The organism is Bradyrhizobium sp. SZCCHNS3002, from assembly GCF_032377435.1.
GTDB lineage: Bacteria > Pseudomonadota > Alphaproteobacteria > Rhizobiales > Xanthobacteraceae > Bradyrhizobium.
Genome location: NZ_JAUHHY010000012.1, coordinates 146,336 through 169,975 on the forward strand (window position 1 = coordinate 146,336; position 23,640 = coordinate 169,975).

Here is a 23,640-nt window from a genome sequence, read left to right on the forward strand (position 1 = left end):
GGCAGCGGCCGGAGCCCGCATGATGACGCCGACGACCCCAGGTCTGCACGCCGACGGACTGCCGCTGCCGCAGCGCACCTGGGCGATCGTGACGATCGCGCTCGGCATCGTGCTGGCCGTGGTCGACGGCGCCATCGCCAATGTGGCGCTGCCGACGATCGCCCGCGACCTGAACGCCAGCCCGGCGTTCTCCATCTGGATCGTCAACGGCTACCAGCTCGCGGTCACGATCTCGCTGCTGCCGCTGGCCTCGCTTGGCGAGATCATCGGCTATCGGCGGGTCTATCTCACCGGCCTCGTGCTGTTCACGGCGGCCTCCGCGTTCTGCGCGCTCGCCGACAGCCTGCTGCTGCTGACGCTCGCGCGCATCCTGCAGGGCTTTGGCGCCGCCGGCATCCTCAGCGTCAACTCGGCGCTGGTACGTTTCACCTACCCGCACGCTCTGCTCGGCCGCGGCATCGGCATCAATGCGATGGTGGTCGCAGTGTCCGCCGCGGTCGGTCCGACCATCGCCGCCGGCATTCTCGCCGTCGGCAGCTGGCCGTGGCTGTTCGCGATCAACGTGCCGCTCGGCATCGTCACCTTCGTCTTCGGCTTCCGCTTCCTGCCGCATACGCCGCGCGCCCCGCACATGTTCGACTGGCAGAGCGCGGCGCTGAGCGCGGTCGCCTTCGGCTTCCTGATCGCCGCCGTGGACAGCCTCGGCCATGGCGAGGCGCTGGTGACCTGCGCGATCGAGTTCGTCGTCGCCATCACGGCCGGCGTGTGGCTGGTCTGGCGCCAGACCCACATGGCCTCGCCGCTGCTGCCGCTCGACCTCTTGCGCATCCCGGTGTTCGCGCTGTCGATCGCGACCTCGATCTCGTCGTTCTGCGGCCAGATGCTCGCCTTCGTCGCCATCCCCTTCTATCTCGAAAGCCATTTCGGCTATTCGCCGGTGCAGATGGGTCTCCTGATCACGCCGTGGCCGATCGCGGTCGGCCTGACCGCGCCACTGGCGGGCCGGCTGGTCGAGCGCGTGCCGGCCGGCCTGCTTGGTGGGATCGGATTGGTGATCTTCGCCTGCGGGCTCGGTGCGCTCGGCCTGCTGCCGCGCGAGCCGTCGGCATGGGACGTCGTCTGGCGCATGGCGCTGGCGGGCTGCGGCTTCGGGCTGTTTCAGACGCCCAACAACCGCACGATGATCGCGGCCGCCCCGCGCGAGCGCGCGGGCGGCGCCGGCGGCATGCTCGGGACGGCGCGGCTGCTCGGCCAGACCACGGGCGCAGCCCTGGTCGCGATGTTCCTGGCGATCGACACGACCGACGGCACGCGGCTGTCGCTCTTGACCGGCGTCGGTTTCGCGCTGGTCGGCGCATTCCTGAGCATGCTCAGGCTGTCGCCGGCCGGCGCCCGCGGCGCCGAGCGCGTCCGCGTCCAGGACGGCCAGCGGCTGAAGGGCGAGTAGCGACAGCGATGACGGACTGGACGATGCTGGCCCTGCTCGCCCTCGCCGCCTTCGGCTCGGGTATCGTCAATGCGCTGGCCGGCGGCGGCGCATTCCTGACCTTCCCGACGCTGCTTGCGGCCGGCATCCCGGCCATCGACGCCAACGCCTCCAGCACCGTCGCGCTGTGCCCCGGCCAGTTCGTCAGCGCCTGGGCCTCCCGTGAGATCTTGAACGACGCAAAGGCGCCGTGGCGTCACGACCTCGTCCGGCTTTCGATCATCAGCCTGCTCGGCGGCACGCTCGGCGCCGTGCTGCTCCTGGTCACACCGTCGGCCGCCTTCAGCCGGCTGGTGCCCTGGCTGTTGCTGTTCGCCACGATGGTGTTCGCATTCGGCATGCGCTTTACGCCGAAGGATGGCGCGCGCTGGTTCGGGCCGCGGACCATCCAGGCGGTGCAGTTCGTGATCGCGATCTATGGCGGCTATTTCGGCGGCGGCATCGGCATCCTGATGCTGGCCGCGCTGGTGTTCTATGGCCTGCGCGACATCCGCGCCATGAACGGCATGAAGGTGCTGCTCGCCGCGCTCATGAATATGACGGCCTCCGCCATCTTTGCGTTCTCGGGCCGCGTGCATTGGCTGGAGACGCTGACGATGATGGGCGCTGCCATGGTCGGCGGCTTCGTCGGCGCGCGGCTCAGCCAGATCATCCCGCCGGCCCATGTGCGCCGCTTCATCATCGCCGTCGGCTGCGGCCTGACGGTGTATTTCTTCGTCAAGCCGGCCTGAGCCGGACGTCGCATCAAAGCACCTCCCGTCAACGAAAAAGGCCGGCGCGACGGCCGGCCTTTCGTACTCATCTCGTCGCGTCAGGCTTACGCCTTGACCAGCGGTCCCTTCGGAGCCGGCCCCTTCGAGCCGCCGCCGGATTTCGGCTTGCGCTTGCGCGCCGCCGGAACTTCGGACTTCGGCGTGACCGGGCCCTCGACGAACTCGAAGCCGATCTTCTCCTCGACGCCGGACTCGTCCTTGACGAGCACGACGCGGACGTGGCCGCCGCCCTTCAGCTTGCCGAACAGCACCTCATCGGCCAGCGGCTTCTTGATGTGCTCCTGGATCACGCGGCCCATCGGGCGCGCGCCCATCTGCTCGTCATAGCCGTGCTGGATCAGCCAGCTCTTCGCCGGCTCCGACAGCTCGATCGTGACGTCGCGATCGGCGAGCTGGGCCTCGAGCTGCAGCACGAACTTCTCGACGACCATTCCGATCACCTCGACGTTGAGGTGCGCGAACGAGACGATGGAGTCGAGCCGGTTGCGGAATTCCGGCGCGAACTGCCGGTTGATCGCCTCGTGGTCGTCACCTTCCCGCTTCGAGCGATGGAAGCCGAACGCCTGCTTGGCCATGTCGGCCGCGCCTGCATTCGTGGTCATGATCAGGATCACGTTGCGGAAGTTGACCTGCTTGCCGTTGTGGTCGGTGAGCCGGCCGTGATCCATGATCTGCAGCAGCACATTGTAGAGATCCGGATGCGCCTTCTCGATCTCGTCTAGCAGCACCACGCAATGCGGATGCTGGTCGACGCCATCGGTCAGGAGGCCGCCCTGGTCGAAGCCGACATAGCCGGGAGGCGCGCCGATCAGGCGCGACACCGTGTGCCGCTCCATGTACTCCGACATGTCGAAGCGCAGCAGCTCGACGCCGAGGGTCGACGCGAGCTGCTTGGCGACCTCGGTCTTGCCGACGCCGGTCGGACCCGAGAACAGGTAGCAGCCGATCGGCTTCTCCGGCTCGCGCAGGCCGGCACGCGCCAGCTTGATCGAGGCCGACAGCGAATCGATCGCCTTGTCCTGGCCGAACACCACGCGCTTGAGGGTCTGCTCGAGATGCTTGAGCACCTCAGCGTCGTCCTTCGACACGCTCTTCGGCGGGATCCGCGCCATCGTGGCGATCGTGGTCTCGATCTCCTTGATGCCGATCGTCTTCTTGCGCTTGTTCTCGGCCAGCAGCATCTGCGCCGCACCGGATTCGTCGATCACGTCGATCGCCTTGTCCGGCAGCTTGCGGTCATGGATGTAGCGCGACGACAGCTGCACCGCGGCCTCGATGGCCTCGTTGGTGTATTTCAGCCGGTGATAGTCCTCGAAGTACGGCTTCAGCCCCTTCAGGATCGCGATCGCATCCTCGACCGACGGCTCGTTGACGTCGATCTTCTGGAACCGGCGCACCAGCGCGCGGTCCTTCTCGAAATGCTGGCGATATTCCTTGTAGGTCGTCGAGCCCATGCAGCGGATCGAGCCCGAGGCCAGCGCCGGCTTGAGCAGGTTGGACGCATCCATCGCGCCGCCCGACGTCGCACCGGCACCGATCACGGTGTGGATCTCGTCGATGAACAGGATCGCGTTCGGATGCGCCTCGAGCTCCTTCAGCACCTGCTTGAGGCGCTCCTCGAAGTCGCCGCGATAGCGCGTGCCCGCGAGCAAGGTGCCCATGTCGAGCGAGAACACGGTCGCGGCCGACAGCACCTCGGGAACTTCGCTGTCGACGATGCGCTTGGCGAGGCCCTCGGCGATCGCCGTCTTGCCGACGCCGGCTTCGCCGACGAACAGCGGGTTGTTCTTCTGGCGCCGGCACAGCACCTGGATGGCGCGGTTGATCTCGGAGTTGCGGCCGATCACCGGATCGATCTTGCCGTCACGCGCCTTCTTGTTGAGATTGACGCAATAGGTTTCCAGCGCCTCGCCCTTTTTCTTGGAGTCCTCGTTGCCCTTGGCTTCGGTCTCCTCGTCGACGCCACGAACCGGGCGCGCTTCGGAGACACCAGGACGCTTGGCGATGCCGTGGCTGATGTAGTTCACGGCATCGTAGCGCGTCATGTCCTGCTCCTGCAGGAAGTACGCGGCGTGGCTCTCACGCTCGGCGAAGATCGCGATCAGCACGTTGGCGCCGGTGACCTCTTCGCGGCCCGACGACTGAACGTGGATCACGGCGCGCTGGATCACACGCTGGAAACCTGCGGTCGGCTTGGCGTCGTCGCTGCCGTCGGTGACCAGATTTTCGAACTCGGTTTCGAGGTAGTTCACGAGACTGCCGCGCAGCTTGTCGAGGTCGACGCTGCATGCGCGCATCACGGCCGCGGCATCGCTGTCATCGATCAAGGACAGAAGGAGATGTTCCAGTGTCGCGTATTGATGATGACGCTCGTTGGCGATCGCCAGCGCACGATGCAGGGATTGTTCAAGGCTTTGAGAAAAAGTCGGCATGCGCGTCCTCTGTGGCCCCTTGCCATCATGATCGCCGCCGCCCGGTCAGGCAACAACAACCTTCGTCAAATATAGTTATAACCGAGTGCGACAAAAGACCGGCCGAGCCGCTCGATTACGGGTTCACCGGATCGTCAATGCAAAACCCGTTCCCATTGCGGCAAATCGGGCTTGCGCCAACCGAACGGCGCAGGCCGCCGAGCGGGAAGAGATAAGGACCGGAGCGGCCGTAATTCTTCGGGCGAAACGTGAAACCTGCCGGATCGCGCTGACCTCGTCTGCAGCAATCTGCGGCCTTCGAGGATCCTTCGTCCGACGCCGATTCGCGGCGATCAGTCGGGCAGCCCCCCGAGCAGCCGGAGCCCCCGCCCCCCTGGCTCGCAGACGCGCGCGTCGGCGGCTCTCTTCGCGGAGGGAGCCGGCTATTTCTTCTCCATCACACACTGCAACGGATGCTGGTGCTTGCGGGCGAAGTCCATCACCTGCGTCACCTTGGTCTCGGCGATCTCGTAGGTGAAGACGCCGCACTCCCCGATGCCGTGATGGTGCACGTGGAGCATGATCTTGGTCGCGGCCTCGACGTCCTTGTTGAAGAACTTCTCCAGGACGTGAACGACGAATTCCATCGGCGTGTAATCGTCGTTCAGGATCAGGACGCGGTAGAGGTTGGGGCGCTTGGTCTTCGGCTTGACCTTGGTGATCACGGACGTGACCGGGCCACCGGTGCCACCGGACTTGTTGTCGTTATTGCTCATCCTGGGCGCGGATCGGTTCAATCTGGAAGTTGGCTGCGACATCTTGCACGCGTTAGATATGGCTGCGAGGCTCCCAATAAAGAGTTTCCCTCGGAGGGTTGCTCTCATAAGGGGCGCCCCGACCTGTCCCCTGCCGGGCCGCTTTCCGCCACCCGGTCCTGCTTTCCAGATCGCCTGTCCCAGCCGACCGGTCCGGTCGGACCGACACCAGGAATATGGGTCAGCGACCGGTTTGCCGCAAGCGCAGGCCCAGGACGGACCGACGCTCCGGCAGGACCGATTCCCTGCCCCGGCGATGAGGCGCAAGGTTAATCAAACCGGTCGCATTTTACAAAGCCCATTCAGCGGGCATTGACAGGGAACCAGCTCGGTTGCGGGCGCGGCGCCAGGCTGCGGGCATTGGCCCGGTGTTTCGCGGTTTCGATTTACCCGGCCTTGACGAAGCTGAACCGAAAACACCTGCAGAAAACCATAATTGGTGAGCGACATGACCGATGTCTCCTTCATTCGTTTCTGCCGCCGCGCCGTCCGACGGTTCGCCTGCGACCGCGGTGGCAACATCTCCATGCTATTCGCCATCTCGCTCGTCCCCATCCTGGCCTTCGTCGGCGCAGGCGTCGACTACAGCCGGCTGAACGCCGCGCGGTCGTCGATGCAGGCTGCGCTCGACGCCACCTCGCTGATGCTGTCGCGCGACCTGGCGCAGGGCACCATCAGCGCAACCGACATCGGAACCAAGGCAAGCGCCTATTTCAAGGCGCTCTACACCAGCACGGACGCGCAGAACGTCACCGTGACGGCCAGCTATACCGCCTCGACCACAACGTCGGCCTCCAACATCCAATTGTCGGCCTCCGGCCAGATCGTCACCCAGTTCATGAGGATTGCCGGCTTTCCGACCATGGACTTCGGCGTCAAAACGACATCGACCTGGGGCGACGTGAAGATGCGAGTGGCGCTCGCGCTCGACAATACCGGCTCGATGGCGTCCAGCGGCAAGATGTCCGCGCTGCAGAACGCCGTGGCCGGCAGCGGCGGGCTGATCGACCAGCTCAGCGCGCTGGCCAAGACCCCGGGCGACGTCTACATCTCGGTCGTTCCATTCGCCAAGGTCGTCAACGTCGGCGCCAGCAATTACGCCAAGGACTGGATCGACTGGACCGACTGGCAGAATCCGCCCACGATCCAGCCTGCCAATGGTTCCTATCAGGCCGCAATCCCGAACGGCAGCTACACGCAATCGCAATGGGACATGGTGGGACCGGGATCCTCCTGTCCGTTCAAGTCCGGCAACGGCTTTCCCTACTTCTCCTGCACCAGCGACCCGGCGACCGGGAGTTCGAGCGCCTCGAGGATTCCGTCGAGCGGGAGCTACACCGGCTACGTCTGCCCGGGCTATGATTCAGCCTCGCACAGCTACTACAATGGCTGCTGGAACAGCGTTCAGACCAGCACGCGGGTGAACTGGTGCACCGGCAGCTATTGCAGCTGCCCGACCAGCGGCAGCAATCTTCCGAACAACACGTGCAGCTGCACGGGAAGCGGATCCAGCACGGTGTGCAAGGTCAACACCTTCACCCACACCTGGGTCGCCAACACCAAGAGCACCTGGACCGGATGCGTCGCCGACCGCACCCAGCCGAACGACGCGAATGCCGTGTCGCCGGCGACCTCCGACGTGACGACGCTATTCCCGGCCAACCAGCACATGGAGAACAACATCCAGTACTGCAGCAGCACGGCCTCGACGAAACTCGCGGAGATCGTGCCGCTCAGCTACAGCTGGAGCTCGCTGAAGAGCGCCGTCAACGCCATGCAGCCGACCGGCGGCACCAACCAGGCGATCGGACTTGCCTGGGCCGTGCAGTCGCTGATTCCGAACGGCGTGCTGGGCGCGCCGGCGGAGGACGTCAACACCACCTATAATCGCGTCATCATCCTGCTGTCGGACGGCCTGAACACCGAGGACCGCTGGCCCGAATACGGCAACGGCTCGTCGCAAGCCTCGGGCAACCCGATCGACGCGCGCCAGGCCCTGCTCTGCTCGAACCTGAAGAACACCAAGGATTCGAAGGGCAACGCTATGTACACGATCTACACGATCCAGGTGAACACGAGCTCGCCCGCCGACCCGACCTCGACCGTGCTGCAGAACTGCGCCAGCAGTCCCGACAAATTCTACATGCTGACGAGTTCGAGCCAGATCGTGACCACGTTCAACTCGATCGGCACCGCATTGTCGAAGCTGCGGGTCGCCAAATAGCAGACGCGCCGGGCCCCCGACAGCGCTCTGCCTTCAGCCAACAAAAAAGCCCGGCGCAAGCCGGGCTTTGTGCTCCCTGCGGGCGCGAACGGTCAGTGCGCGGCCGGCGGGGTGAACTTGGCGGCGATGCCTTCCAGCGGCTTGAACGCCTGCTTGGCGAGATCCGAATACAGCCCGGCGATCTTCTGCGAATCGGCGACGAAGGTCTCGTAGGCCGACTTGGCGAACTCGGTCTGCACCTCGAGCACCTTGTCGAGCGACTTCACGCCCTGGAGCTTCTCGACGAACGACTTGGTGTCCTCGAACGACTTCTTGGTGTAGTCGCCATAGGCGGTTGCGATGGCTTGGAGGCCGTTCTGCACGGTCGTCGCGGAGTTCACGACGGTCTCGAACTGCTCTTTGCCGTAGTTCTGAAAGTCTTCAACCTTAAACATGTGGCATTCCTTTCCCTGACTTTGAGCGCCCTCAGGGAAGCCCCGGCTCCCTGACGCGATCACAATATAGTGCAGCGCACAAAATCAATCAAGAATCTTGTGCAATGCACCATCATGGGCATTGCTGCCCGATCCACCGTCAGGCGCTCCAACCCGGGTCAGTTCGGCAGAAATACCGGCCATCGCCGCAAGGTTTCTTTAATCCTTTGGCAACTCGACCGTCCTAACCTCTCCGGTGGTCCCGGCCAGCGTCGGCCGAACCGTAAAGCTGTTCTAAAACAGCGTCTTAACAAAACCTCAGTTCGGGCCCTTCGATGCTAGGCAGCGTCACGGCACGATCGGGAGGTCCGACAGGCACGGTCAAAGGGGCGTTCGGCACAATTTCGCCTTACGAGCCGGTGATCACGTCAGAAATTGGACGGGGATTTCATGCTTCGCAAAAAAATGGCTTCCTCGCGCCTGTTGCGAGTTGGCGTCTACGGACTGATCACCCTCGCGACGGCAGCAGTGGTCACGGTCGACAGCGCAGAAGCGCGCCGGCGTCATCGGCACCACCACGCGCGTCACTCGCCCCATACCGACGAAGGCAGCTACAGCCCGGCCTTCGCCTCGATCATCGTCGACGGCAATTCGGGCGCGACCCTGACCGCGACCAACCCGGACGCATTGCGGCATCCCGCGTCGCTCACCAAGATCATGACTCTCTATCTGCTGTTCGAGCGCCTGGAATCGGGCAAGATGAAGCTCGACACCGAGATGCCGGTGTCCGAGCACGCCTCCGAGCAGTCGCCGACCAAGCTCGGCCTGCGCCCCGGCCAGACCATCCGCGTCGAGGACGCGATCAAGGGCCTGGTGACGCGCTCGGCCAACGACGCTGCGGTGGTCATTGCCGAGGCGATCGGCGGCGACGAGGATGATTTCGCCAAGATGATGACGCGCAAGGCGCGCTCGCTCGGCATGAGCCGCACCACTTATGTCAACGCCTCGGGCCTGCCCGCCGACGAGCAGATCACGACGGCACGCGACCAGTCGATCCTCGGCCGCGCCATCCAGGACCGCTTCCCGCGCTACTATCGCTACTTTTCGACCGAGGTCTTCAATTATCGCGGCCAGTCGATCCGCAACCACAATCACCTGCTCGGCAGCGTCGAGGGCGTCGACGGTATCAAGACCGGCTACACGCGCGCGTCCGGATTCAATCTCGTGACCTCGCTGCGCCGCGGCAACCGCCATCTGATCGGCGTCGTGTTGGGCGGCCGCAGCGGCGGTTCGCGCGACGCGATCATGCGCAATTTGCTCGCCGAGAACCTCGAGAAGGGCGCGACCAAGCGCACCGTCGCGGCGATCGGCGAGCGCGGCGGCTCCGATGCCGGCGACGACCGGGGCACGGTCCAGCTCGCCTCGGCGGCGCCAGAGGCCCCGGCCCCGAGCCGCGCCGCCAAGCTGATCTCGACCCTGTCGGAAGCCACCGCGGCCCTGCCGCCGGCGGCGCCGAAGGAAGCGAAGGTCGAGCCCGCGCCGATGACATCGGGTGTGATCCAGACCCAGCCGATGTCGATCGTTCCCGGTTCGACCGAGCCGATGAAGCCCGTCAAGGTCAGGACCGTTCAGGTCAAGGCCGGCGCGGTCAAGCTCGCCACGGCGGCCCCGCAGCCGGTGGCGCCACCGCCTGCCCCGATTGCACAGCGCATCGAAGCGATCGAGCCGGCGCCGCCGATGGTGCGCGCCGAAGCCGCCCGCCCCGAGATGCCGCCGCAGCCGCCGGGCCATGGCACCGGCAACGGCATTCTCGGCGTGCTGCCCGCCTCCAGCCTGCCGGCAGGCTCGTCGCAGGCCATGGCCTATGCCGCGCCTCCGGCCCAGCCGACGCAGATCGCCTCCGCGAGCGCTGCGCCGGAGCTCCCGAGCAAGTCGTCCGTCACGCGGAGCGGCTGGATCATTCAGGTCGGAGCGCTGGACAACGAGGCCGAGGCCCAGAAGCGGATCGAGGCGGCCCGCAGCTCGGCACAAGGTCTCCTCAGCAAGGCCGATCCCTTCACCGAGACGGTCGCGAAGGGCGACAAGACCCTCATCCGCGCCCGCTTCGCCGGCCTCGATCGTGATCAGGCCGAGGCCGTCTGCAAGAAGCTGAAGCGCGCCGACATCTCCTGCATGACCGTGCACAACTAACGCACCGACATCACGACATATGAGGCCCGCGCGACACACGCGCGGGCCTTTTTCTTTGCGCGCGTGCGACACCGCCGCGAACGCGCTCGCGCAAACCACTCGTCAAGGAATTGCCGCTAGAACTTTTTCACCATGTCGCACGATCGCGCCTGACAGAGCCGGGAGCCGCTGATGTCGACATGGCTGTGATGGAAGCAGTTTCGATCTGTGGCGTTGGTGGCGTTGCCGGAGTTAGCCGTGATGCGTACGAAGCAGAGTATCCTTGGCCTCGTTCACCCGGGCGGCGAGATACGTCGACCCCCCTTGGTCGGGATGCAGTTTCTTCATGAGCGCACGGTGGGCACGCCCGATCTCGTCTCGCCCCGCGCCCGGCTGCAGGCCAAGGATCTGATAGGCCTCCTCTTCCGTCATTTTGGAGCTCGACGCCGCGCGGCGCTGCCGCCCTGCCGCATCGCCTTGCGCGTGCTGACGCCAAGTGGGAAACCGGCGGTCCAGATAAGTTTCAAGTAGAGCGACGCTGTCGGCATCGAGGCTCGGTGCCATCGCCGCGAGCTGCGGCAGATCGAACTCGTCGAGCGACCGGCCGGCATGGATGCCGGCGACGAAGCGGCCCAGCATCTGGCCACTGTCGTGATCGAGCACCATCTCGATGAACTGCGAGCGCACCCGCGAGCTCTGACCGGACGAGCGCTGCCCACCCAGCCCGAACATGCTGCCGAGATTGCCGAGCCCGCCGGGTGACCAGCCGAGCAGCCCCGCCCCGAACAACCCGATCGGGATCGCCACCACCAGCTCGCCGCGAAGGCCGGTGAAAGCTGCCACCGCAAGGCAGCCGATGCCGCCGGCAATCTTGATTGCGCGCGCCAGTGCCGCCGGATTGGCGTTCCGGAACATCTGCAGCAACAGATAAAGGGTGATGACGGCGACGGCGCCAGCGATCAGTGTCATGGGCCGAATATAGAGCGTGTCGGCACAAAAAGCATGATCGGCTGCGTCCCCGACCGGCAGGCTCGAGCCGGTGCGCTTGATGTTGGCGGCGGCCGAAATCGATCTCTACTTCATCTGCCCGATCAGGCGTGCCGCGCCCGCTTCGGAGCCGGCGAGCCGGAGCAGCGCCGCGCGACCGCCCGCAGCGTAGGCCGCGGCGGCGCGCAGGAGCTCGCGCAACTGCGCGGAGGCGCCCGGATCGAACCTGCACCACGCTCCTCCCGAGAGCCGCGCCATCTCGCGAAACGCCTGCTCGGCCGCGGGCTCATGGCCCTCCTGGAACATGAACAGCGGGACCTTCAACAGCCCGAGCTCGCCGGCCTTCGCACAGAGCTCGTCGACATTCTCCTCCATCGCGTCGCCAACGAACACGACGGCGCGGATTCCGGACGCTGTCGCATGGCGCCGCGCCTCGGCAAGAACCTTGCCGATCTGGGTCTTGCCGCCGCGGCAATCGATCTTGCCCATCAGCCGGGCGAGCTCAGCGCTGTCGGAGATCCAGCCCGTGGCGCGACATTCGTTGAAGCCCCTGTAGTACACCAGCCGGATATCGAGGCTGCCGAGGGCTGCGGCCTCGCGAAACATGTCGGCCTGCAGGGCGCAGGCCATGTCCCAGGTCGGCTGGCGGCTCAGGGTCGCATCGAGCGCGAAGACGAGGCGGCCTCTGGTCCCCAGAGCCGCGGGAGCCATGGCCTTGGCCTGCGCGACGAATGCCGCAATCGCGTCTGCCGTGGAATGCTCATTGTCCGGCAAGCGCTGCTGACGCGAGCCATCGTCGGGCGAGGTGATCGAGGCAGAACCGGGCTTCGAACGATGATCGACCATGCACGCACCTTGCTCGGACGCGCATCATGTGGGCAGGCGGATGGACAGCTTCAATGACGGCAGTGACATCTGCGGGATACGCCGTTCGTTCCCGTCGCAAGGGCCGCAAGGATCAGGCGAGACCGGCGTGCGCCCCGCCCCTGCCCCCTCAATGCGTCAGCGGCTTGGCCGGCGTCGCGGTCTTGCCGACCGGCGCATAAGGCGCGACGGGACCCGGATCGAGCAACGGGGTATTGGTCTTGACCGGCCCGATGTCGCTGGTGCTGTCGCTATCGGCGAGGAACTTGTCCAGCATGGCCTGGATCGACGACTTGGCATCGTCAGGTCCGGTGTCGCGCATGTCGTTGTGCTGGAAGTCCGTCTTGACGACGGTGATGCCTTCCTTCTCGCAGATGTCGTCGCTCGGGATCACGCCGGGATCGGTCTTGAACTGCGGGTCCTTCGAGCGGAACGACAGGATCTTGAACCTGCCGTCGGTGACGAACGGGACGCGGAGGTTGTCGAGCGTGACCACCTTCCGGACGTCCTCGGGATACTGCTTGGCGAAATACATCGAGATGTCGCCGCCCATCGAATGACCAACAATCGTCAGATGATCATAGTCGGCATTCGGCTGCACCTGGTGCATCTGCTCGACGGCGAATCGGATGTTGGCGACGCCGCGCTGGATCTGCGGCAGCCGGCCGACATAGGGCTCGCCGATCTTCGTCACCATCGGCGCATCGGTCGGCAGGTCGTGCTGGATGCTGACCGCCATGTAGCCGCGCGCAGCAAATACGTTGGCCAGGAACGAGTACTCGGTGAACTTGACGGTGTTGCCGTGATTGAGGATCGCGACCGGCAGCTTGATCATGCCGGCTTCGGCCTGCATCTCCTTGTCGCGGCGGACGGCGACGGCGACTTCGACCAGACGGTTGTCGCGCGAGGCGTCATAGAACCTGATGGTCTCGTGCCGGATCGCCCACTTGCTCGCGGTGAAGTAGCCGACGGCCGCCAGCACGCTGACAGACACAAGAACGGTTATTCCACGCTTCATGTTCGTCCCTCGGGAGCACAATCAAAGGTAGTTTTGAACCTGTAAGACTCTCGCGACCCGTTCTGTTTAATATATGTAACGGCGCTGTGACAGGAAGACCAAATGTTGTGTATCCGTCGCCCGTTCGTTGTGCGCCGCACCTAGTTGCTGTGCAGCAGAGCGGGTTCCACCGCCCTCTCTTGTGACTTGAGCCCTGAACCTCAGGTTCAAATCAGTCATGAATTTGACGGTAATCTAGCGAAATTGGCGGCTGCGGCCTTGACCTGAGACAAATCTTCTTCCGTCCGGCCCAAACAGGCTGAACGCGCCGTTACTCGCCACCGCTGTCAGGAGATTGTTTAACCAGGCCGCGGGCACGTTCAACGCGCACAATGTCTCAGGCGAGGTCTCGCCTGAATGCGGACGGTATTCAGGCGCTGATGATGTCGTGCAGGTCGAGCGGCTTGTCGACCTGGGCGAACCATTCGGCGCGGTTTGCGGCGCGGCGGCGGCCGCGCTCGTCCAGCGGCAGCTTGAGCTGGCGCAACAGGCTGGTGACCTCCTCCCGGGCCGTGACGTGGCCGAGATTGGGGCGGGTGCCCAGGGTCGCCTCGTCGATGTCGTCGAGCGCGGTCAGTCCGCGCGGGAAGAACTCGCGATAGACGACGCGTTCGGCAAAGCCGTCGATGGCGCGAAAGCCGAGCCGCAGCGACAGGTCCTTGAGGCCATCGGCGACCAGTTGCTTGTTGCGGGAGCCGAGCATCGACAGCCGGTTGCGGACCACGATCCAGTCGGTCATCGCACCGTCCACCTGGCGGCGCTTGCGCCGGACGTCACGCACCATCTCCGCATAGTGGCTCTCGCCGGTCACGGCATAGGTCGCGGGATCGACCGTTCCCAGCACGTCGAAGTCGAGGAAGCTGTCGTTGATCGGCGTGACCAGCGTATCCGCCATCGAATGCGCCAGGCGCATCAGGTAGCTGTCGTTGCCGGGCGTATCGATGACGATGAAATCGAACGAGCGTTCGACGGCGCTCACGGCCTCCATGAACTGCTGGAACTCGGTGTTCTCGTTCTCGTCGATCTGCAACGTCCTGCCGAGCTGGATGCAGTAGTGCGTCGGCAGCTCGAGGCGCAGGCCGGTGCGGCGCGCCCAGGCGCTCCGGTTGTTGACGTAGTGGGTGAAGCTCTGCTGGCGGCAATCGAGATCGATCGTGGCGACACGCTGGCCAGCCTTCAGGAGTGCCACGGCAATATGCAGGGCGGTGGTCGACTTGCCCGACCCGCCCTTCTCGTTTCCAAGCACAACCACGTGGGCCGAGCCCGATTGTCCTTGGCTAGTCTGCACCAGCATGTTGTCGACCTCTTACGATCATCTTCGAGTCACGGTCGTCTGCGGTCAAGTGAAATGCATCGTCATCGTGAATCCCACGGGGGAGCATCCTCCGCTACTACTTGACGCGCGCGTTTACCAACTCCGCATCGGACGCGGAGACGTGCTAACAGGCGTATTCAAGTATGCTGAGCGGCGTGCCGCGTCCTTGTTAAGGGCGGTCGCCCGAGCGTCAAGGCCGAACAGAGCAACCGCAATTTTTCGCTGTGAGATCGAGCAAAAATGTCACGAAGCCCGCGCGTCGCCCGCACCGTTTCCGCCCTCCGCCGCGAGCTCGACAGCTTGCGCGCGAGAAAAGCCAGCATCGCGCTCGTGCCGACCATGGGCGCGCTGCATGAAGGGCACATCTCGCTGGTCCGGCAGGCGAAGCGCCGCGCCGACAAGGTGGTCGTCTCGATCTTCGTCAACCCGACTCAGTTCGCGCCGACGGAGGATTTCGGGTCCTACCCCCGGACCTGGAAGGAGGATGTCGCGAAACTTGCGGCCGAGCGCGTCGATCTGATCTGGCATCCCGACGCGAAGGCGATGTATCCGGACGGCTTCGCGACGCGGATCGTGCCGGAAGGCGCGGCATTGGCCGGGCTGGAGGACCGCTTCCGTCCGCATTTCTTCGGCGGGGTGGCGACCGTGGTCGCCAAGCTGTTCACGCAATGCCGGCCGGACGTCGCGATCTTCGGCGAGAAGGACTATCAGCAGCTCCGCGTCGTCGCCCAGATGGCGCGCGACCTCGATCTCGGCGTCCGCGTCGTCGGATCGCGTACGGTGCGCGAACGCGACGGACTCGCGATGTCGTCGCGCAATGTCTACCTCTCGGCAGACGAGCGGCGGGTGGCGCCGACGCTGCACCGTGTCCTGAAGGAGCTGGCAGCCCGGCTGCGCGCCGGCGACGACATGCAGGCGGCGGTTGATGATGGCGCCGCCGCAATCACCGAAGCCGGCTTCGCCTTGGACTATCTCGAGGTCCGCCACGCCGAGACGCTGGCGCCCATCGCCCCGAACGAGTCGGGACCCAAGCGCATCCTGGTCGCAGCCAAGATCGGAACCACGCGACTGATCGACAATATCGCGGCGTGAGGCGCCGGGAGACCGGCGGTCCGCCAAGACCGTGAGCGCTCCCTCGCCCGCAAGGCAGAGGCAACGGCGGCCGACGCCGCGTCGAGCGCACGCCCTGCCCTTGCGAGCGAGGCTGAACTTCCGCCGCGCGTGAGATGCTCACGCGCAACACCACCGGCACGTCGAGGTGCTACAGCAACCCGAGATCGCGCAGCTCGCGGCGCAGCGGCTCGGGCATGGCTTCGACGCCCGCCGCACTGGCCTTGCCGAGATCGGCCGGCGCATCCTCGGCGGTCAGATAGCGCCACCCCTGGAACGGACGCATCGGCCGCGGCGACACCGCGATCACCTTCGGCTGCATGATGATGCGGCACCGCCCGATGCCGTCGCCGTCGCGGAACGGCTCGATGCCGACGATCTTCTCGCGCGCGGCGACCTCACCGCGAATCACCCAGTACAGCGAGCCGCCGGCGAGGATGTCCTCGACCCGTTTCGGCGTCATCCGCGTGACATGGACATGCTGCTGCGGCAGGCCCTTCTTCTTGGCCGCGAGCATGCGCTCGGCGATCCACTCCTTCAGCTCTTTCACGGACTCGCAGCCGACGGCGAGCTTGATCAGGTGCAGAGGCATGATGGCGGTTCGACCAGCGGGATCTATTCGTTGTTGGCGGCCGGCTCGGCGGCCTCAGGCGCCGCTTGAGGCGCCGCAGCGGCCGGCTTCGGCTTCGGCGCGGCCCTCTTGGCCGCCGGCGCCTGGGCGTGGCTGGCAGCCACGCTCGGTGGGGCTGCGGGCGACGGCGTAAGCTGCGTCGGCGGTTTCGGCGCCGCGGCTGCCGGGGCGGCCGAGCGCGTCGAGGCCGTCGGCTCGGGATTCATGATGCTGACCGGCGGGGTGTTCGCCGAGCTGGGAAATTCCGCGGTCGTCGGCTTGCCGCTCGGCGCCGACGGCGCCACCCCTGGAGGCGCCAATCCCGCAAAGGTTCCAGCGACGGGCTGGCCCGGCGCCGCATTCCACTGCGAGGCGTAGCGCGTCACCAAGCCCTCATAGGTCCGCCCTTCCATGTTGTTCATCAGTTGCTGGCGATCGCCCACGGCACGGAACATCACGCAATCGCTCGGCGTGCAGCGGTCGCGTGTCAGCAGCACATAGGCCATCAGGCCATAGCGATCGCGCTCGACGGCACGGCGCAGCGCCAGCAGCTCCGCGGTCATCACCTTGTTGGCGCTGGCGACGTCGCCCACCTGGGACAGCCGGCTCAGCATGCCCGCCGCATAGCTGACGGCAGCGGCCGTCATCTCGGCCGATCCGAACAGGCTCTTCTCGCAATTCGCGAGCACCAGATCGCCGGCGAGATCATCCACGCAGGCCAGCGCGGGCGGCGAGAGGCCGACGGAGGCGGTCACAGCAGGATCGCCATTGGCGCCACGCGGGGTCGCATCCTGGCTCCGCATCATCGACGCCACCGCAATCCCGACCGCCAGCAGCGTGATCACCGTCAGCGCGCCGTTGGCGACCGATTTCTCGGCCCTGAGCAGCGTCGTCAGGACGACCAGCGCAAAGAAACCCGCCGCGGCAACGGTGAGCCACATCGGGAACGCCGGTGAGTTCAAGAGCTGATCCAACGAGGAAGGCCAGGTCGAGTTCATGCGCGCTTGTTCCTGACGTGGGCCAGCGAAAGCGGCCCCGATGGCGTCCCTACATGGGACGGCCGTGAAACGATCATCAAATTCAAATGATCACCCGATCGATTGCGGCCCCACCAAGACAATAAGACGATTCCATACGCCTGCGGGCGCCGGATGGTGTGGAGCTACCCGCTATCCCCAAAAGGGATCGCGCAGCAATCGTCATCGTCTCGCGCCACGGCTCCCGAACGCGTGGCAACTCTCCCTCTCGCTTCGGCTACGTCTCCGGCGGCCGCGTCCGCCGACGCGGCACGTGGTTCTCAAGACAAGGCCAATTGGCTCTCTCTGGCAACCCGCTCAAAGGCTTCCGTCGAGCTTTTGATCCGATACTGGCAGTCGTCGTCTTCCGTCGGAAGCTGGCGGATGATCTCGTAGGTGCCTGTGGCCGCCGGACGCGAGACGTTGCTCGCGGTGAAATAGACGGTCGCCCCAATGGGGAACTTGTGTTTCAACGCCCTCTCCTGCTCGCATGCCGGCAAGAGCCCCTGGTCCCGCTGCCCGAGCCGGCGTGTCTTTATAAATATCGCGCTTATATCACGCCGCCGCCCGCCCTGACCAGCGACCTCACGACGTGGCAAACGCGGAGATTGCGAGATTCTTCAACGGGATGGGTCCGCAAACGGTATTCCTGGACGAGCGGCTCGGGGCGCGCTCGTCCACCACGGACCAAATCGCGAACGGACGAGACCGTTCAGACGTTCTCGACCCGCTCGATGACCCAGTCCTCCGCGAGGCCGTCCTTCACCCAGGCCGCGAAGGCCGGCATCGCCATCATCATGTCCATGTAGGCGCGGGTCTCAGCGGCGACCGGAATGGCGAAGCTGTGGAAGCGCGTGACCACCGGGGCGAACATGGCGTCGGCGGCACCGAAGCGGCCGAACAGGAACGGCCCGCCATGGCCGTAGCGGGCACGGCAGTCGCGCCAGATGTCCTCGATCCGCGCGATGTTGGCCTCGGCATCGGCTGACAGTTCCACCGGCCGCACCGGCCGGTGGAGATTCATCGGGCATTCGTTGCGCAAGGCCGGAAAGCCGGAGTGCATCTCGGCGCAGACCGATCGCGCATGGGCGCGGGCAGCGGCATCGGCGGGCCACAGCCCCGCCTGCGGGAAGCGCTCGGCGAGATATTCGATGATCGCGAGCGAATCCCACACGCTGATCGCGCCATCGATCAGGATCGGCACCTTGCCGGCCGGGGAATGCTTGAGGATGCGCGCCTTGTCGGCGGGATCGTCGGTGTAGAGCGGGATCACGATCTCATCGAAGGCGATGTCGCAGCCGCGCAGCGCCAGCCAGGGCCGCATCGACCATGAGGAATAGTTCTTGTTGCCGATCACCAGCTTCAGCGTCATGTCGCACCGTCTCCGTGTTGGGCGTGGACGGCCCGCGCAGCCGCGCCGTCGACGCTCATGCTATCGGCGACGCATACAGGATGATCGGCCGTTGCGTCGACACACAAGCGCCCGACCACGCGCCCGCCTTCATGTGTCGCCGGCCGCAGATCAGCGGGCGAAATCTTGCGGCGTGAACGACATCTCGATCACCTTCCACTCGTCGTAGCGATCGGGAGGCAACATCGCGTAGGGCTGGCAGGCATTCAACGCCTGGACCGCGCTCTCCTTGAGCTGGATCGCCTTGGAGGCCGCGACGACCTCTATCACCTCCGGCTCTGTCGCCAGCCGTCCATCGGGTGTCATGCCGAAGCGCAGCCTGATGAGCACGTTGTCCGACAGCGACAGCGAGGCCGGCAGCCGCGCGCAGCTCCTGACCTTCTGCCGCAGAGCCGCTTCCAGATTGGCGGCGAGGTTCGTCGTCGCGGTCGTCCCGGCGTCCTTGCCGTCCTCCGGGCCGCCGGGACGCGGTAACGGAGACAATGGCTCGGGCAGACCGAGCATGACCCCATACTTCACCGTGAGATCCGGTTCGGGAGGCACATAGGTCGGCGCGGGTGCCGGCACGGGTGGCGGCGCCGGCTTGACGGCGGATCTGCTCTCCGCCTTTGCGGCCGTCTTCACCGCTTTGGGCGATGCTGCCGGCGCCGGCTGTTTCGCCGCCGGCGCGGCCGGCATCGGAGGATTGGGGGTCTCCTTGGCGTCCTGCGGCGGACTGGGCGGTGGCGGTGCCGCGGCCGCCGGCGAGGCGTTCGGGACCGGCTGCGGCAGCACCAGATCCGGCGTCGGGGATGGCGATGGCGTGGCGACGGGCTCGGGCGTCTTCTGCGGCTCGTCGGCGTCGACGATGTTGACCTCGATCTCGTCGCTCTTGGGCAGCTCATAAGGCCGGACCGTGGTCGAGACCACGACCCCACCGGCGATCAGGAGATGCGCGAGCACGGACGCGGCGATGCCCCAACGGATGAACTGCCAACGTTCCATGCTGCTTCACTACGCCCGCGCATGAGCGAAGGCGCGGCGCGCCATCGCTCCGATCATCGGCAGGGAATGCGGCAGCCGCCGTCGTGCGGCCCGCCGGCCGCGCCCTGTCATGTCAGGCTGTAGCATAAATGCGCGGGCGCCGCCCTCAATCCCATTTCGGCGCAAAGGCGAAGTTGGTCATCCGCCCCTCGGGACTGCCCATCGCGAAGATGTCGGCCATGTCCTGCTCGGACAGCTCGAAATCGAACACGTCGAGGTTCTCGGACAGCCGTTCGATCTTGGAGGTGCGCGGGATCGCCACGACGCTCTGCTGCACCAGCCAGCGGAGGCAGATCTGCGCCGGGCTCTTGCCATGGGCGCGGCCGATCCGCGTCAAGGTCGGATCGTTCTTGATCTTGCCCTTGGCGATCGGGCTGTAGGCGACGAGCGCGATGCCATGGCGCGCGCAGGCCTCGCGAACCTTGGTCTGATCGAGATAGGGATGATACTCGACCTGGTTGCACACCAGCGGCTCCGGCGACGCCGCCACCGCCTCGTCGAGCAGACCGACCGTGAAATTGGACACGCCGATATGGCGTGCGAGCCCGAGCGTCTTGGCATGCGCCAGCGCGCCGAGCGTCTCGGTCAGCGGCACGTGCGGATTGGGCCAGTGCAGCAGCAACAGGTCGACCTCGGAGACGCGCAGCCGGACCAGGCTCTCCTTGGCCGAGCGCTCGAGATCGTGCGGCGCGAAATGCGTGGTCCACACCTTGGTGGTCAGGAACACCTCGTTGCGCCGGACGCGGGACGCACGCAGGCCCTCGCCGACCTCTTGCTCGTTCTCATAGACTTGCGCGGTGTCGATGTGCCGGTAGCCGAGGGTGAGCGCCTGCTCGACGATGCGGCTGCAGGCGCGCCCGCGCAGCTCCCAGGTTCCGAGACCCAAAGCGGGAATCCTGGCACCGTTGGCCTCGATCATCAGCATGGCCGTGCACTCCAGAGCGCGTGCAACATTATGTAGGCACACGCCGGGCGTTGCCAACGCACGACCCGTGGTTGGCTTAAGTCTTGGCTAAGGCGGCAAACACCGTCTCGGGCGCATGCGCGATGACGGTGAGCAGCGCGCGCGCCGGGCCGCGCGGCATGCGCTTGCCCTGCTCCCAATTGCGGATGGTCTCGACGGGCACACCGAGCTTGGCGGCGAATTCCTGCTGGGTCAGATGCACCCGCCGCCTGAGATCGCGCACTTCGAGCGGAGCCGCGGGCGCCAGCGGAATCTCCTCGCCGTCGCGCAGCTCCACGATCCGTCCATCTGCCTTCAGCCGCAAGCGTTGCATCGTCCGACTCCGTGTCGAGCGACAGTCTCGCCGAACCGCGTTAAGGCCGGATTAACGATATAAGTCGTTCAGGCGCAGCGGTTATTTCAGGCCGAACCAGAGCGTGGCGATGCCCAGAAACGAGAAGAAGCCGACCACGTCGGTCACCGTCGTGACGAAGGTTCCGGAGGCCACCGCCGGGTCGGCGCGGACCCGTTCGAGCACCATCGGGATCAGGATGCCGCCCAGCGCACCCGCGACGAGATTCGAGATCATCGCAAGCCCGATCACGATGCCGAGCCCGGGCATCTTGAACCACGCCACGGCGGCGATGCCGGTGACGAGCGCGAAGGCCAGGCCATTGACGAGCCCGACCAGCCCCTCGCGCATCACCACCCGCAGCGCATTGTTCGGCCCGAGTTCGCGCGTCGCCAGCGCGCGCACTGCGACCGTCATGGTCTGGGTCGCGGCGTTGCCGCCCTGGCTGGCGACGATCGGCGCCAGCACGGCGAGCGCGACCATCTGCTGCAACTGGCCCTCGAACAGGCCGAGCACCGAGGACGCCAGGAACGCGGTGGCAAGATTGATCAGCAGCCAGTTGAAGCGGCCCTTGGCGATGGTCCAGACGCTGTCGGACAGCTCCTCGTCGCCGGACACGCCGCCGAGCGCCTTGAAATCCTCGTCGGCCTCCTCCTCGATGACGTCGACCACGTCGTCGATGGTGATGACGCCGGCCAGCCGGTTCTCGGCATCGACCACGGGGGCTGCGACCAGATTGTACTTGCCGAACAGCCGCGCCACCTCGGCGAGATCGTCGGTGACGGTGACGCGACGGCGGTCCTCGTCGATCAGATCGGCCAGCGGAACCGGACGGCGGGCGCGCAGCAGCGCATCGAGCGACACCGCGCCCTGCCAATGCCGTGCGTCGTCGACCGCATAGATCTCGTAGAACCGCTCGGGCAGATCCCGCGTCTCGCGCATGTAGTCGATGGCTTCGCCGACCGTCCAGCCCAGCGGAACCGCGATGAACTCGCGCTGCATGCGGCGGCCGGCCGAGCCCTCGGGATAATCGAGGCTGCGCGCGAGCGCGTCGCGCTCGGACGGCGGCAGGCGTTCGAGGATCTCCTCCTTGTCCTCCTCGTCGAGGCTTTCCAAGAGCTCGACGGCGTCGTCGGATTCGAGCTCGCGCACGCCCTCCGCGACGGTCTCGGGCTCGAGTTCCTCGAGGATCTCCTCGCGGACCGCGTCGTCGACCTCGTTCAGCGCGGAGAAGTCGAAATCGGTGCCGGTCAGCTCCACCAGCCGGACACGGTCGTCCGGCGCGAGCGCCGCGATCAGGTCGCCGAGATCGGCCTCGTGCAGCTCGGCGACCTCGGCGCGCAGGAACGCCTCGTCCTCGGCGGCGATGGCCGCCGCGATGGCCGCGATGAATTCGGCGCGAATCTCGCCGGATTCGGTGCGCATCGGCGCGCGATCGCGTAGAGTTGCATCAGCATGGGCAACGTCCGATGTCTCGTTCATGACGTGCCTCACGCGCTTGATTTCAGAGCAAATGGTCTGATTTGTGCTTCACGCATTACATAATCGGCAACAGCGAGCGCAACGGGAAAAGATGCGGCCTTGGCGATCGATGACGGGATGGGTAAACGCGGCCGGCGTCGTGGCGGCGCTGCTCGCGGCTGACGTCGCCGCGGCCGCGCCTGCCGCATGCCCGCGCGAAGGTACGCTCGGCACGTCGCGCATTCTCACCGTCGACGCCGCGACACATCCGCGCGTCGGCCTGAAGAGCTTCCCGGACACGCTGCCGCTGCATGACGGCGAGGTGGTGCTGACCTTCGACGACGGCCCGTCGCCGCCGATGACCGACAAGGTGCTCGCCGCGCTCGCCAGGGAATGCGTGCGCGCGACCTTCTTCCTGGTCGGCCAGCCCGCGTCGGGCCGCGCCGCGCTGGTGCGGAAGATCGCGGCCGAAGGCCACACCGTCGGTCATCACACCTTCACGCATGCGCATCTCGCGCACATCACGCCGGAACAGGCCGTCGCTGAGATCGATCGCGGCATCGCCGCCGACGAGAAGGCGCTCAACGGCGTCGAGACGACCACGCCGTCGACGCCATTCTTTCGCTTCCCCTATTTCGAATCGACGCCGGCGACGCTCGACCTGCTGCAGTCACGCGGCATCGTCGTGTTCGGCGCCGACTTCTGGGCCGGCGACTGGAACCCGCTGTCGCCGCAGCAGACTCTCCACCGGCTGACCAGCCGGCTGAACCAGGCGCGCAAAGGCATCATCCTGCTGCACGACCCGCAGCCGCGCACGGTGGCCATGCTGCCGGCGTTCCTGCGCTACCTGAAGAAGCACGGCTATCGCGTGGTCCATGTGGTGCCGAAGCCGCCGGAGGATTTGCATCACGAGGAGCATAGCGAGCGCCCTTCAGCCGCGCCGACGCCGCCGCACGAAGGTGGTTAATCCGTCGTTCAGGACCACTGTCTACGCTCGACTGCCGTGATCGCGGCGATTTCTACCGCTTGCAATCCGGCAACAGCCGCGGGCAAACCGGAACCCGGAACGATGTCATCTCGCGACAGCCGCACATCCCTGCTATGTCTTGGCGGTCGCTTGCCCGTTCCGCGCGGCTGCGACACATCATCGATCGTGGAAGACCCTGGCCGAAGGAGCCGGGACGGTGAAGGGAATGTGAG

The 23,640-nt window shown here is 65.9% G+C and carries 21 protein-coding genes; 6 read left to right on the forward strand and 15 right to left on the reverse strand.

From position 1 onward, the window contains the following. The first annotated feature begins 22 nt into the window (after positions 1 to 22). A complete protein-coding gene (locus QW845_RS24710; protein ID WP_315804178.1) occupies positions 23 to 1,447 on the forward strand; it encodes an MFS transporter in 1,425 nt (474 codons plus the stop codon). 8 nt (positions 1,448 to 1,455) lie between these two features. Further along, positions 1,456 to 2,217 carry a sulfite exporter TauE/SafE family protein gene (locus QW845_RS24715; RefSeq protein WP_315804134.1) on the forward strand — a complete coding sequence of 254 codons (762 nt, stop codon included), beginning with the start codon at positions 1,456 to 1,458 and terminating at the stop codon, positions 2,215 to 2,217. Positions 2,218 to 2,303: 86 nt separating this feature from the next. On the opposite strand, the gene clpA is transcribed toward QW845_RS24715, so the two are convergent. Together clpA and clpS are read right to left on the reverse strand one after the other, a co-directional pair. Then, a complete protein-coding gene (gene clpA, locus QW845_RS24720; RefSeq protein ID WP_315804135.1) occupies positions 2,304 to 4,691 on the reverse strand; it encodes an ATP-dependent Clp protease ATP-binding subunit ClpA in 2,388 nt (795 codons plus the stop codon). Between the two features lie 422 nt (positions 4,692 to 5,113). Continuing rightward, a complete protein-coding gene (clpS, locus tag QW845_RS24725; protein WP_008960690.1) occupies positions 5,114 to 5,446 on the reverse strand; it encodes an ATP-dependent Clp protease adapter ClpS in 333 nt (110 codons plus the stop codon). Between the two features lie 487 nt (positions 5,447 to 5,933). Here clpS and QW845_RS24730 point away from each other — a divergent pair, with 487 nt between their 5' ends. After that, on the forward strand, positions 5,934 to 7,709 hold the full coding sequence (locus tag QW845_RS24730) for a pilus assembly protein (protein ID WP_315804136.1): 1,776 nt from the start codon (positions 5,934 to 5,936) through the stop codon (positions 7,707 to 7,709). 92 nt (positions 7,710 to 7,801) lie between these two features. Here QW845_RS24730 and QW845_RS24735 read toward each other — a convergent pair whose 3' ends face one another. Further along, positions 7,802 to 8,143, reverse strand: coding sequence for a phasin family protein (locus QW845_RS24735; RefSeq protein ID WP_315718372.1), 342 nt, complete (start codon positions 8,141 to 8,143; stop codon positions 7,802 to 7,804). Positions 8,144 to 8,572: 429 nt separating this feature from the next. Between QW845_RS24735 and QW845_RS24740 the strand changes: the two genes are divergently transcribed. Then, the gene (locus tag QW845_RS24740) at positions 8,573 to 10,312 is read left to right on the forward strand and encodes a serine hydrolase (RefSeq protein ID WP_315804137.1); all 1,740 of its coding nucleotides are present in this window, start codon (positions 8,573 to 8,575) and stop codon (positions 10,310 to 10,312) included. 231 nt (positions 10,313 to 10,543) lie between these two features. Here the strand turns inward: QW845_RS24740 and QW845_RS24745 are convergent, their stop codons facing one another. From QW845_RS24745 to QW845_RS24760, 4 genes are all read right to left on the reverse strand, one after another. After that, positions 10,544 to 11,260 carry a DnaJ domain-containing protein gene (locus QW845_RS24745; protein WP_315804138.1) on the reverse strand — a complete coding sequence of 239 codons (717 nt, stop codon included), beginning with the start codon at positions 11,258 to 11,260 and terminating at the stop codon, positions 10,544 to 10,546. A 105-nt stretch (positions 11,261 to 11,365) separates the two neighbouring features. Then, a complete protein-coding gene (locus QW845_RS24750) occupies positions 11,366 to 12,124 on the reverse strand; it encodes a VWA domain-containing protein (RefSeq protein WP_315804139.1) in 759 nt (252 codons plus the stop codon). 148 nt (positions 12,125 to 12,272) lie between these two features. After that, positions 12,273 to 13,160 carry an alpha/beta fold hydrolase gene (locus QW845_RS24755; RefSeq protein ID WP_315804140.1) on the reverse strand — a complete coding sequence of 296 codons (888 nt, stop codon included), beginning with the start codon at positions 13,158 to 13,160 and terminating at the stop codon, positions 12,273 to 12,275. A 409-nt stretch (positions 13,161 to 13,569) separates the two neighbouring features. Beyond that, positions 13,570 to 14,493, reverse strand: a complete 924-nt coding sequence (locus tag QW845_RS24760) for a division plane positioning ATPase MipZ (protein ID WP_315804141.1) — start codon at positions 14,491 to 14,493, stop codon at positions 13,570 to 13,572. Between the two features lie 261 nt (positions 14,494 to 14,754). Between QW845_RS24760 and panC the strand changes: the two genes are divergently transcribed. Beyond that, positions 14,755 to 15,606: a pantoate--beta-alanine ligase gene (gene panC / locus QW845_RS24765; protein ID WP_315804142.1), complete on the forward strand. Its 852-nt coding sequence runs from the start codon at positions 14,755 to 14,757 to the stop codon at positions 15,604 to 15,606. A 169-nt stretch (positions 15,607 to 15,775) separates the two neighbouring features. Here panC and QW845_RS24770 read toward each other — a convergent pair whose 3' ends face one another. From QW845_RS24770 to mgtE, 8 genes are all read right to left on the reverse strand, one after another. Continuing rightward, positions 15,776 to 16,216, reverse strand: coding sequence for a DUF1489 domain-containing protein (locus QW845_RS24770; protein WP_315804143.1), 441 nt, complete (start codon positions 16,214 to 16,216; stop codon positions 15,776 to 15,778). Between the two features lie 23 nt (positions 16,217 to 16,239). After that, entirely contained in the window at positions 16,240 to 17,232 is a 993-nt protein-coding gene (locus QW845_RS24775; RefSeq protein ID WP_315804144.1) for a hypothetical protein, read from the reverse strand. A 299-nt stretch (positions 17,233 to 17,531) separates the two neighbouring features. Beyond that, positions 17,532 to 17,723, reverse strand: coding sequence for a hypothetical protein (locus QW845_RS24780; protein ID WP_315718364.1), 192 nt, complete (start codon positions 17,721 to 17,723; stop codon positions 17,532 to 17,534). Positions 17,724 to 17,962: 239 nt separating this feature from the next. Continuing rightward, entirely contained in the window at positions 17,963 to 18,622 is a 660-nt protein-coding gene (locus tag QW845_RS24785) for a glutathione S-transferase family protein (protein ID WP_315804145.1), read from the reverse strand. 150 nt (positions 18,623 to 18,772) lie between these two features. Next, positions 18,773 to 19,645 (reverse strand): hypothetical protein, encoded by an 873-nt coding sequence (locus QW845_RS24790; protein WP_315804146.1) that lies wholly within the window; start codon positions 19,643 to 19,645, stop codon positions 18,773 to 18,775. Positions 19,646 to 19,790: 145 nt separating this feature from the next. After that, the gene (locus QW845_RS24795; protein ID WP_315804147.1) at positions 19,791 to 20,609 is read right to left on the reverse strand and encodes an aldo/keto reductase; all 819 of its coding nucleotides are present in this window, start codon (positions 20,607 to 20,609) and stop codon (positions 19,791 to 19,793) included. Positions 20,610 to 20,685: 76 nt separating this feature from the next. Beyond that, the gene (locus tag QW845_RS24800; protein WP_315718360.1) at positions 20,686 to 20,961 is read right to left on the reverse strand and encodes a helix-turn-helix domain-containing protein; all 276 of its coding nucleotides are present in this window, start codon (positions 20,959 to 20,961) and stop codon (positions 20,686 to 20,688) included. Positions 20,962 to 21,042: 81 nt separating this feature from the next. Beyond that, positions 21,043 to 22,461 (reverse strand): magnesium transporter, encoded by a 1,419-nt coding sequence (mgtE, locus tag QW845_RS24805; protein ID WP_315804148.1) that lies wholly within the window; start codon positions 22,459 to 22,461, stop codon positions 21,043 to 21,045. Positions 22,462 to 22,570: 109 nt separating this feature from the next. Between mgtE and QW845_RS24810 the strand changes: the two genes are divergently transcribed. Further along, the gene (locus tag QW845_RS24810) at positions 22,571 to 23,407 is read left to right on the forward strand and encodes a polysaccharide deacetylase family protein (protein WP_315804149.1); all 837 of its coding nucleotides are present in this window, start codon (positions 22,571 to 22,573) and stop codon (positions 23,405 to 23,407) included. Positions 23,408 to 23,640 lie beyond the last annotated feature (233 nt).

Excerpts from the sequence above, each read along its gene's own strand:
- QW845_RS24770 (WP_315804143.1), bottom strand. The coding sequence starts at position 16,216 with ATGCCTCTGCACCTGATCAAGCTCGCCGTCGGCTGCGAGTCCGTGAAA.
- QW845_RS24810 (WP_315804149.1), top strand. The coding sequence starts at position 22,571 with ATGACGGGATGGGTAAACGCGGCCGGCGTCGTGGCGGCGCTGCTCGCG.
- QW845_RS24800 (WP_315718360.1), bottom strand. The coding sequence starts at position 20,961 with ATGCAACGCTTGCGGCTGAAGGCAGATGGACGGATCGTGGAGCTGCGC.
- QW845_RS24715 (WP_315804134.1), top strand. The coding sequence starts at position 1,456 with ATGACGGACTGGACGATGCTGGCCCTGCTCGCCCTCGCCGCCTTCGGC.
- clpS (WP_008960690.1), bottom strand. The coding sequence starts at position 5,446 with ATGAGCAATAACGACAACAAGTCCGGTGGCACCGGTGGCCCGGTCACG.
- mgtE (WP_315804148.1), bottom strand. The coding sequence starts at position 22,461 with ATGAACGAGACATCGGACGTTGCCCATGCTGATGCAACTCTACGCGAT.
- QW845_RS24745 (WP_315804138.1), bottom strand. The coding sequence starts at position 11,260 with ATGACACTGATCGCTGGCGCCGTCGCCGTCATCACCCTTTATCTGTTG.
- QW845_RS24785 (WP_315804145.1), bottom strand. The coding sequence starts at position 18,622 with ATGACGCTGAAGCTGGTGATCGGCAACAAGAACTATTCCTCATGGTCG.
- QW845_RS24760 (WP_315804141.1), bottom strand. The coding sequence starts at position 14,493 with ATGCTGGTGCAGACTAGCCAAGGACAATCGGGCTCGGCCCACGTGGTT.
- clpA (WP_315804135.1), bottom strand. The coding sequence starts at position 4,691 with ATGCCGACTTTTTCTCAAAGCCTTGAACAATCCCTGCATCGTGCGCTG.
- QW845_RS24735 (WP_315718372.1), bottom strand. The coding sequence starts at position 8,143 with ATGTTTAAGGTTGAAGACTTTCAGAACTACGGCAAAGAGCAGTTCGAG.
- panC (WP_315804142.1), top strand. The coding sequence starts at position 14,755 with ATGTCACGAAGCCCGCGCGTCGCCCGCACCGTTTCCGCCCTCCGCCGC.
- QW845_RS24790 (WP_315804146.1), bottom strand. The coding sequence starts at position 19,645 with ATGGAACGTTGGCAGTTCATCCGTTGGGGCATCGCCGCGTCCGTGCTC.
- QW845_RS24730 (WP_315804136.1), top strand. The coding sequence starts at position 5,934 with ATGACCGATGTCTCCTTCATTCGTTTCTGCCGCCGCGCCGTCCGACGG.
- QW845_RS24750 (WP_315804139.1), bottom strand. The coding sequence starts at position 12,124 with ATGGTCGATCATCGTTCGAAGCCCGGTTCTGCCTCGATCACCTCGCCC.
- QW845_RS24795 (WP_315804147.1), bottom strand. The coding sequence starts at position 20,609 with ATGCTGATGATCGAGGCCAACGGTGCCAGGATTCCCGCTTTGGGTCTC.
- QW845_RS24710 (WP_315804178.1), top strand. The coding sequence starts at position 23 with ATGACGCCGACGACCCCAGGTCTGCACGCCGACGGACTGCCGCTGCCG.
- QW845_RS24740 (WP_315804137.1), top strand. The coding sequence starts at position 8,573 with ATGCTTCGCAAAAAAATGGCTTCCTCGCGCCTGTTGCGAGTTGGCGTC.
- QW845_RS24755 (WP_315804140.1), bottom strand. The coding sequence starts at position 13,160 with ATGAAGCGTGGAATAACCGTTCTTGTGTCTGTCAGCGTGCTGGCGGCC.
- QW845_RS24775 (WP_315804144.1), bottom strand. The coding sequence starts at position 17,232 with ATGAACTCGACCTGGCCTTCCTCGTTGGATCAGCTCTTGAACTCACCG.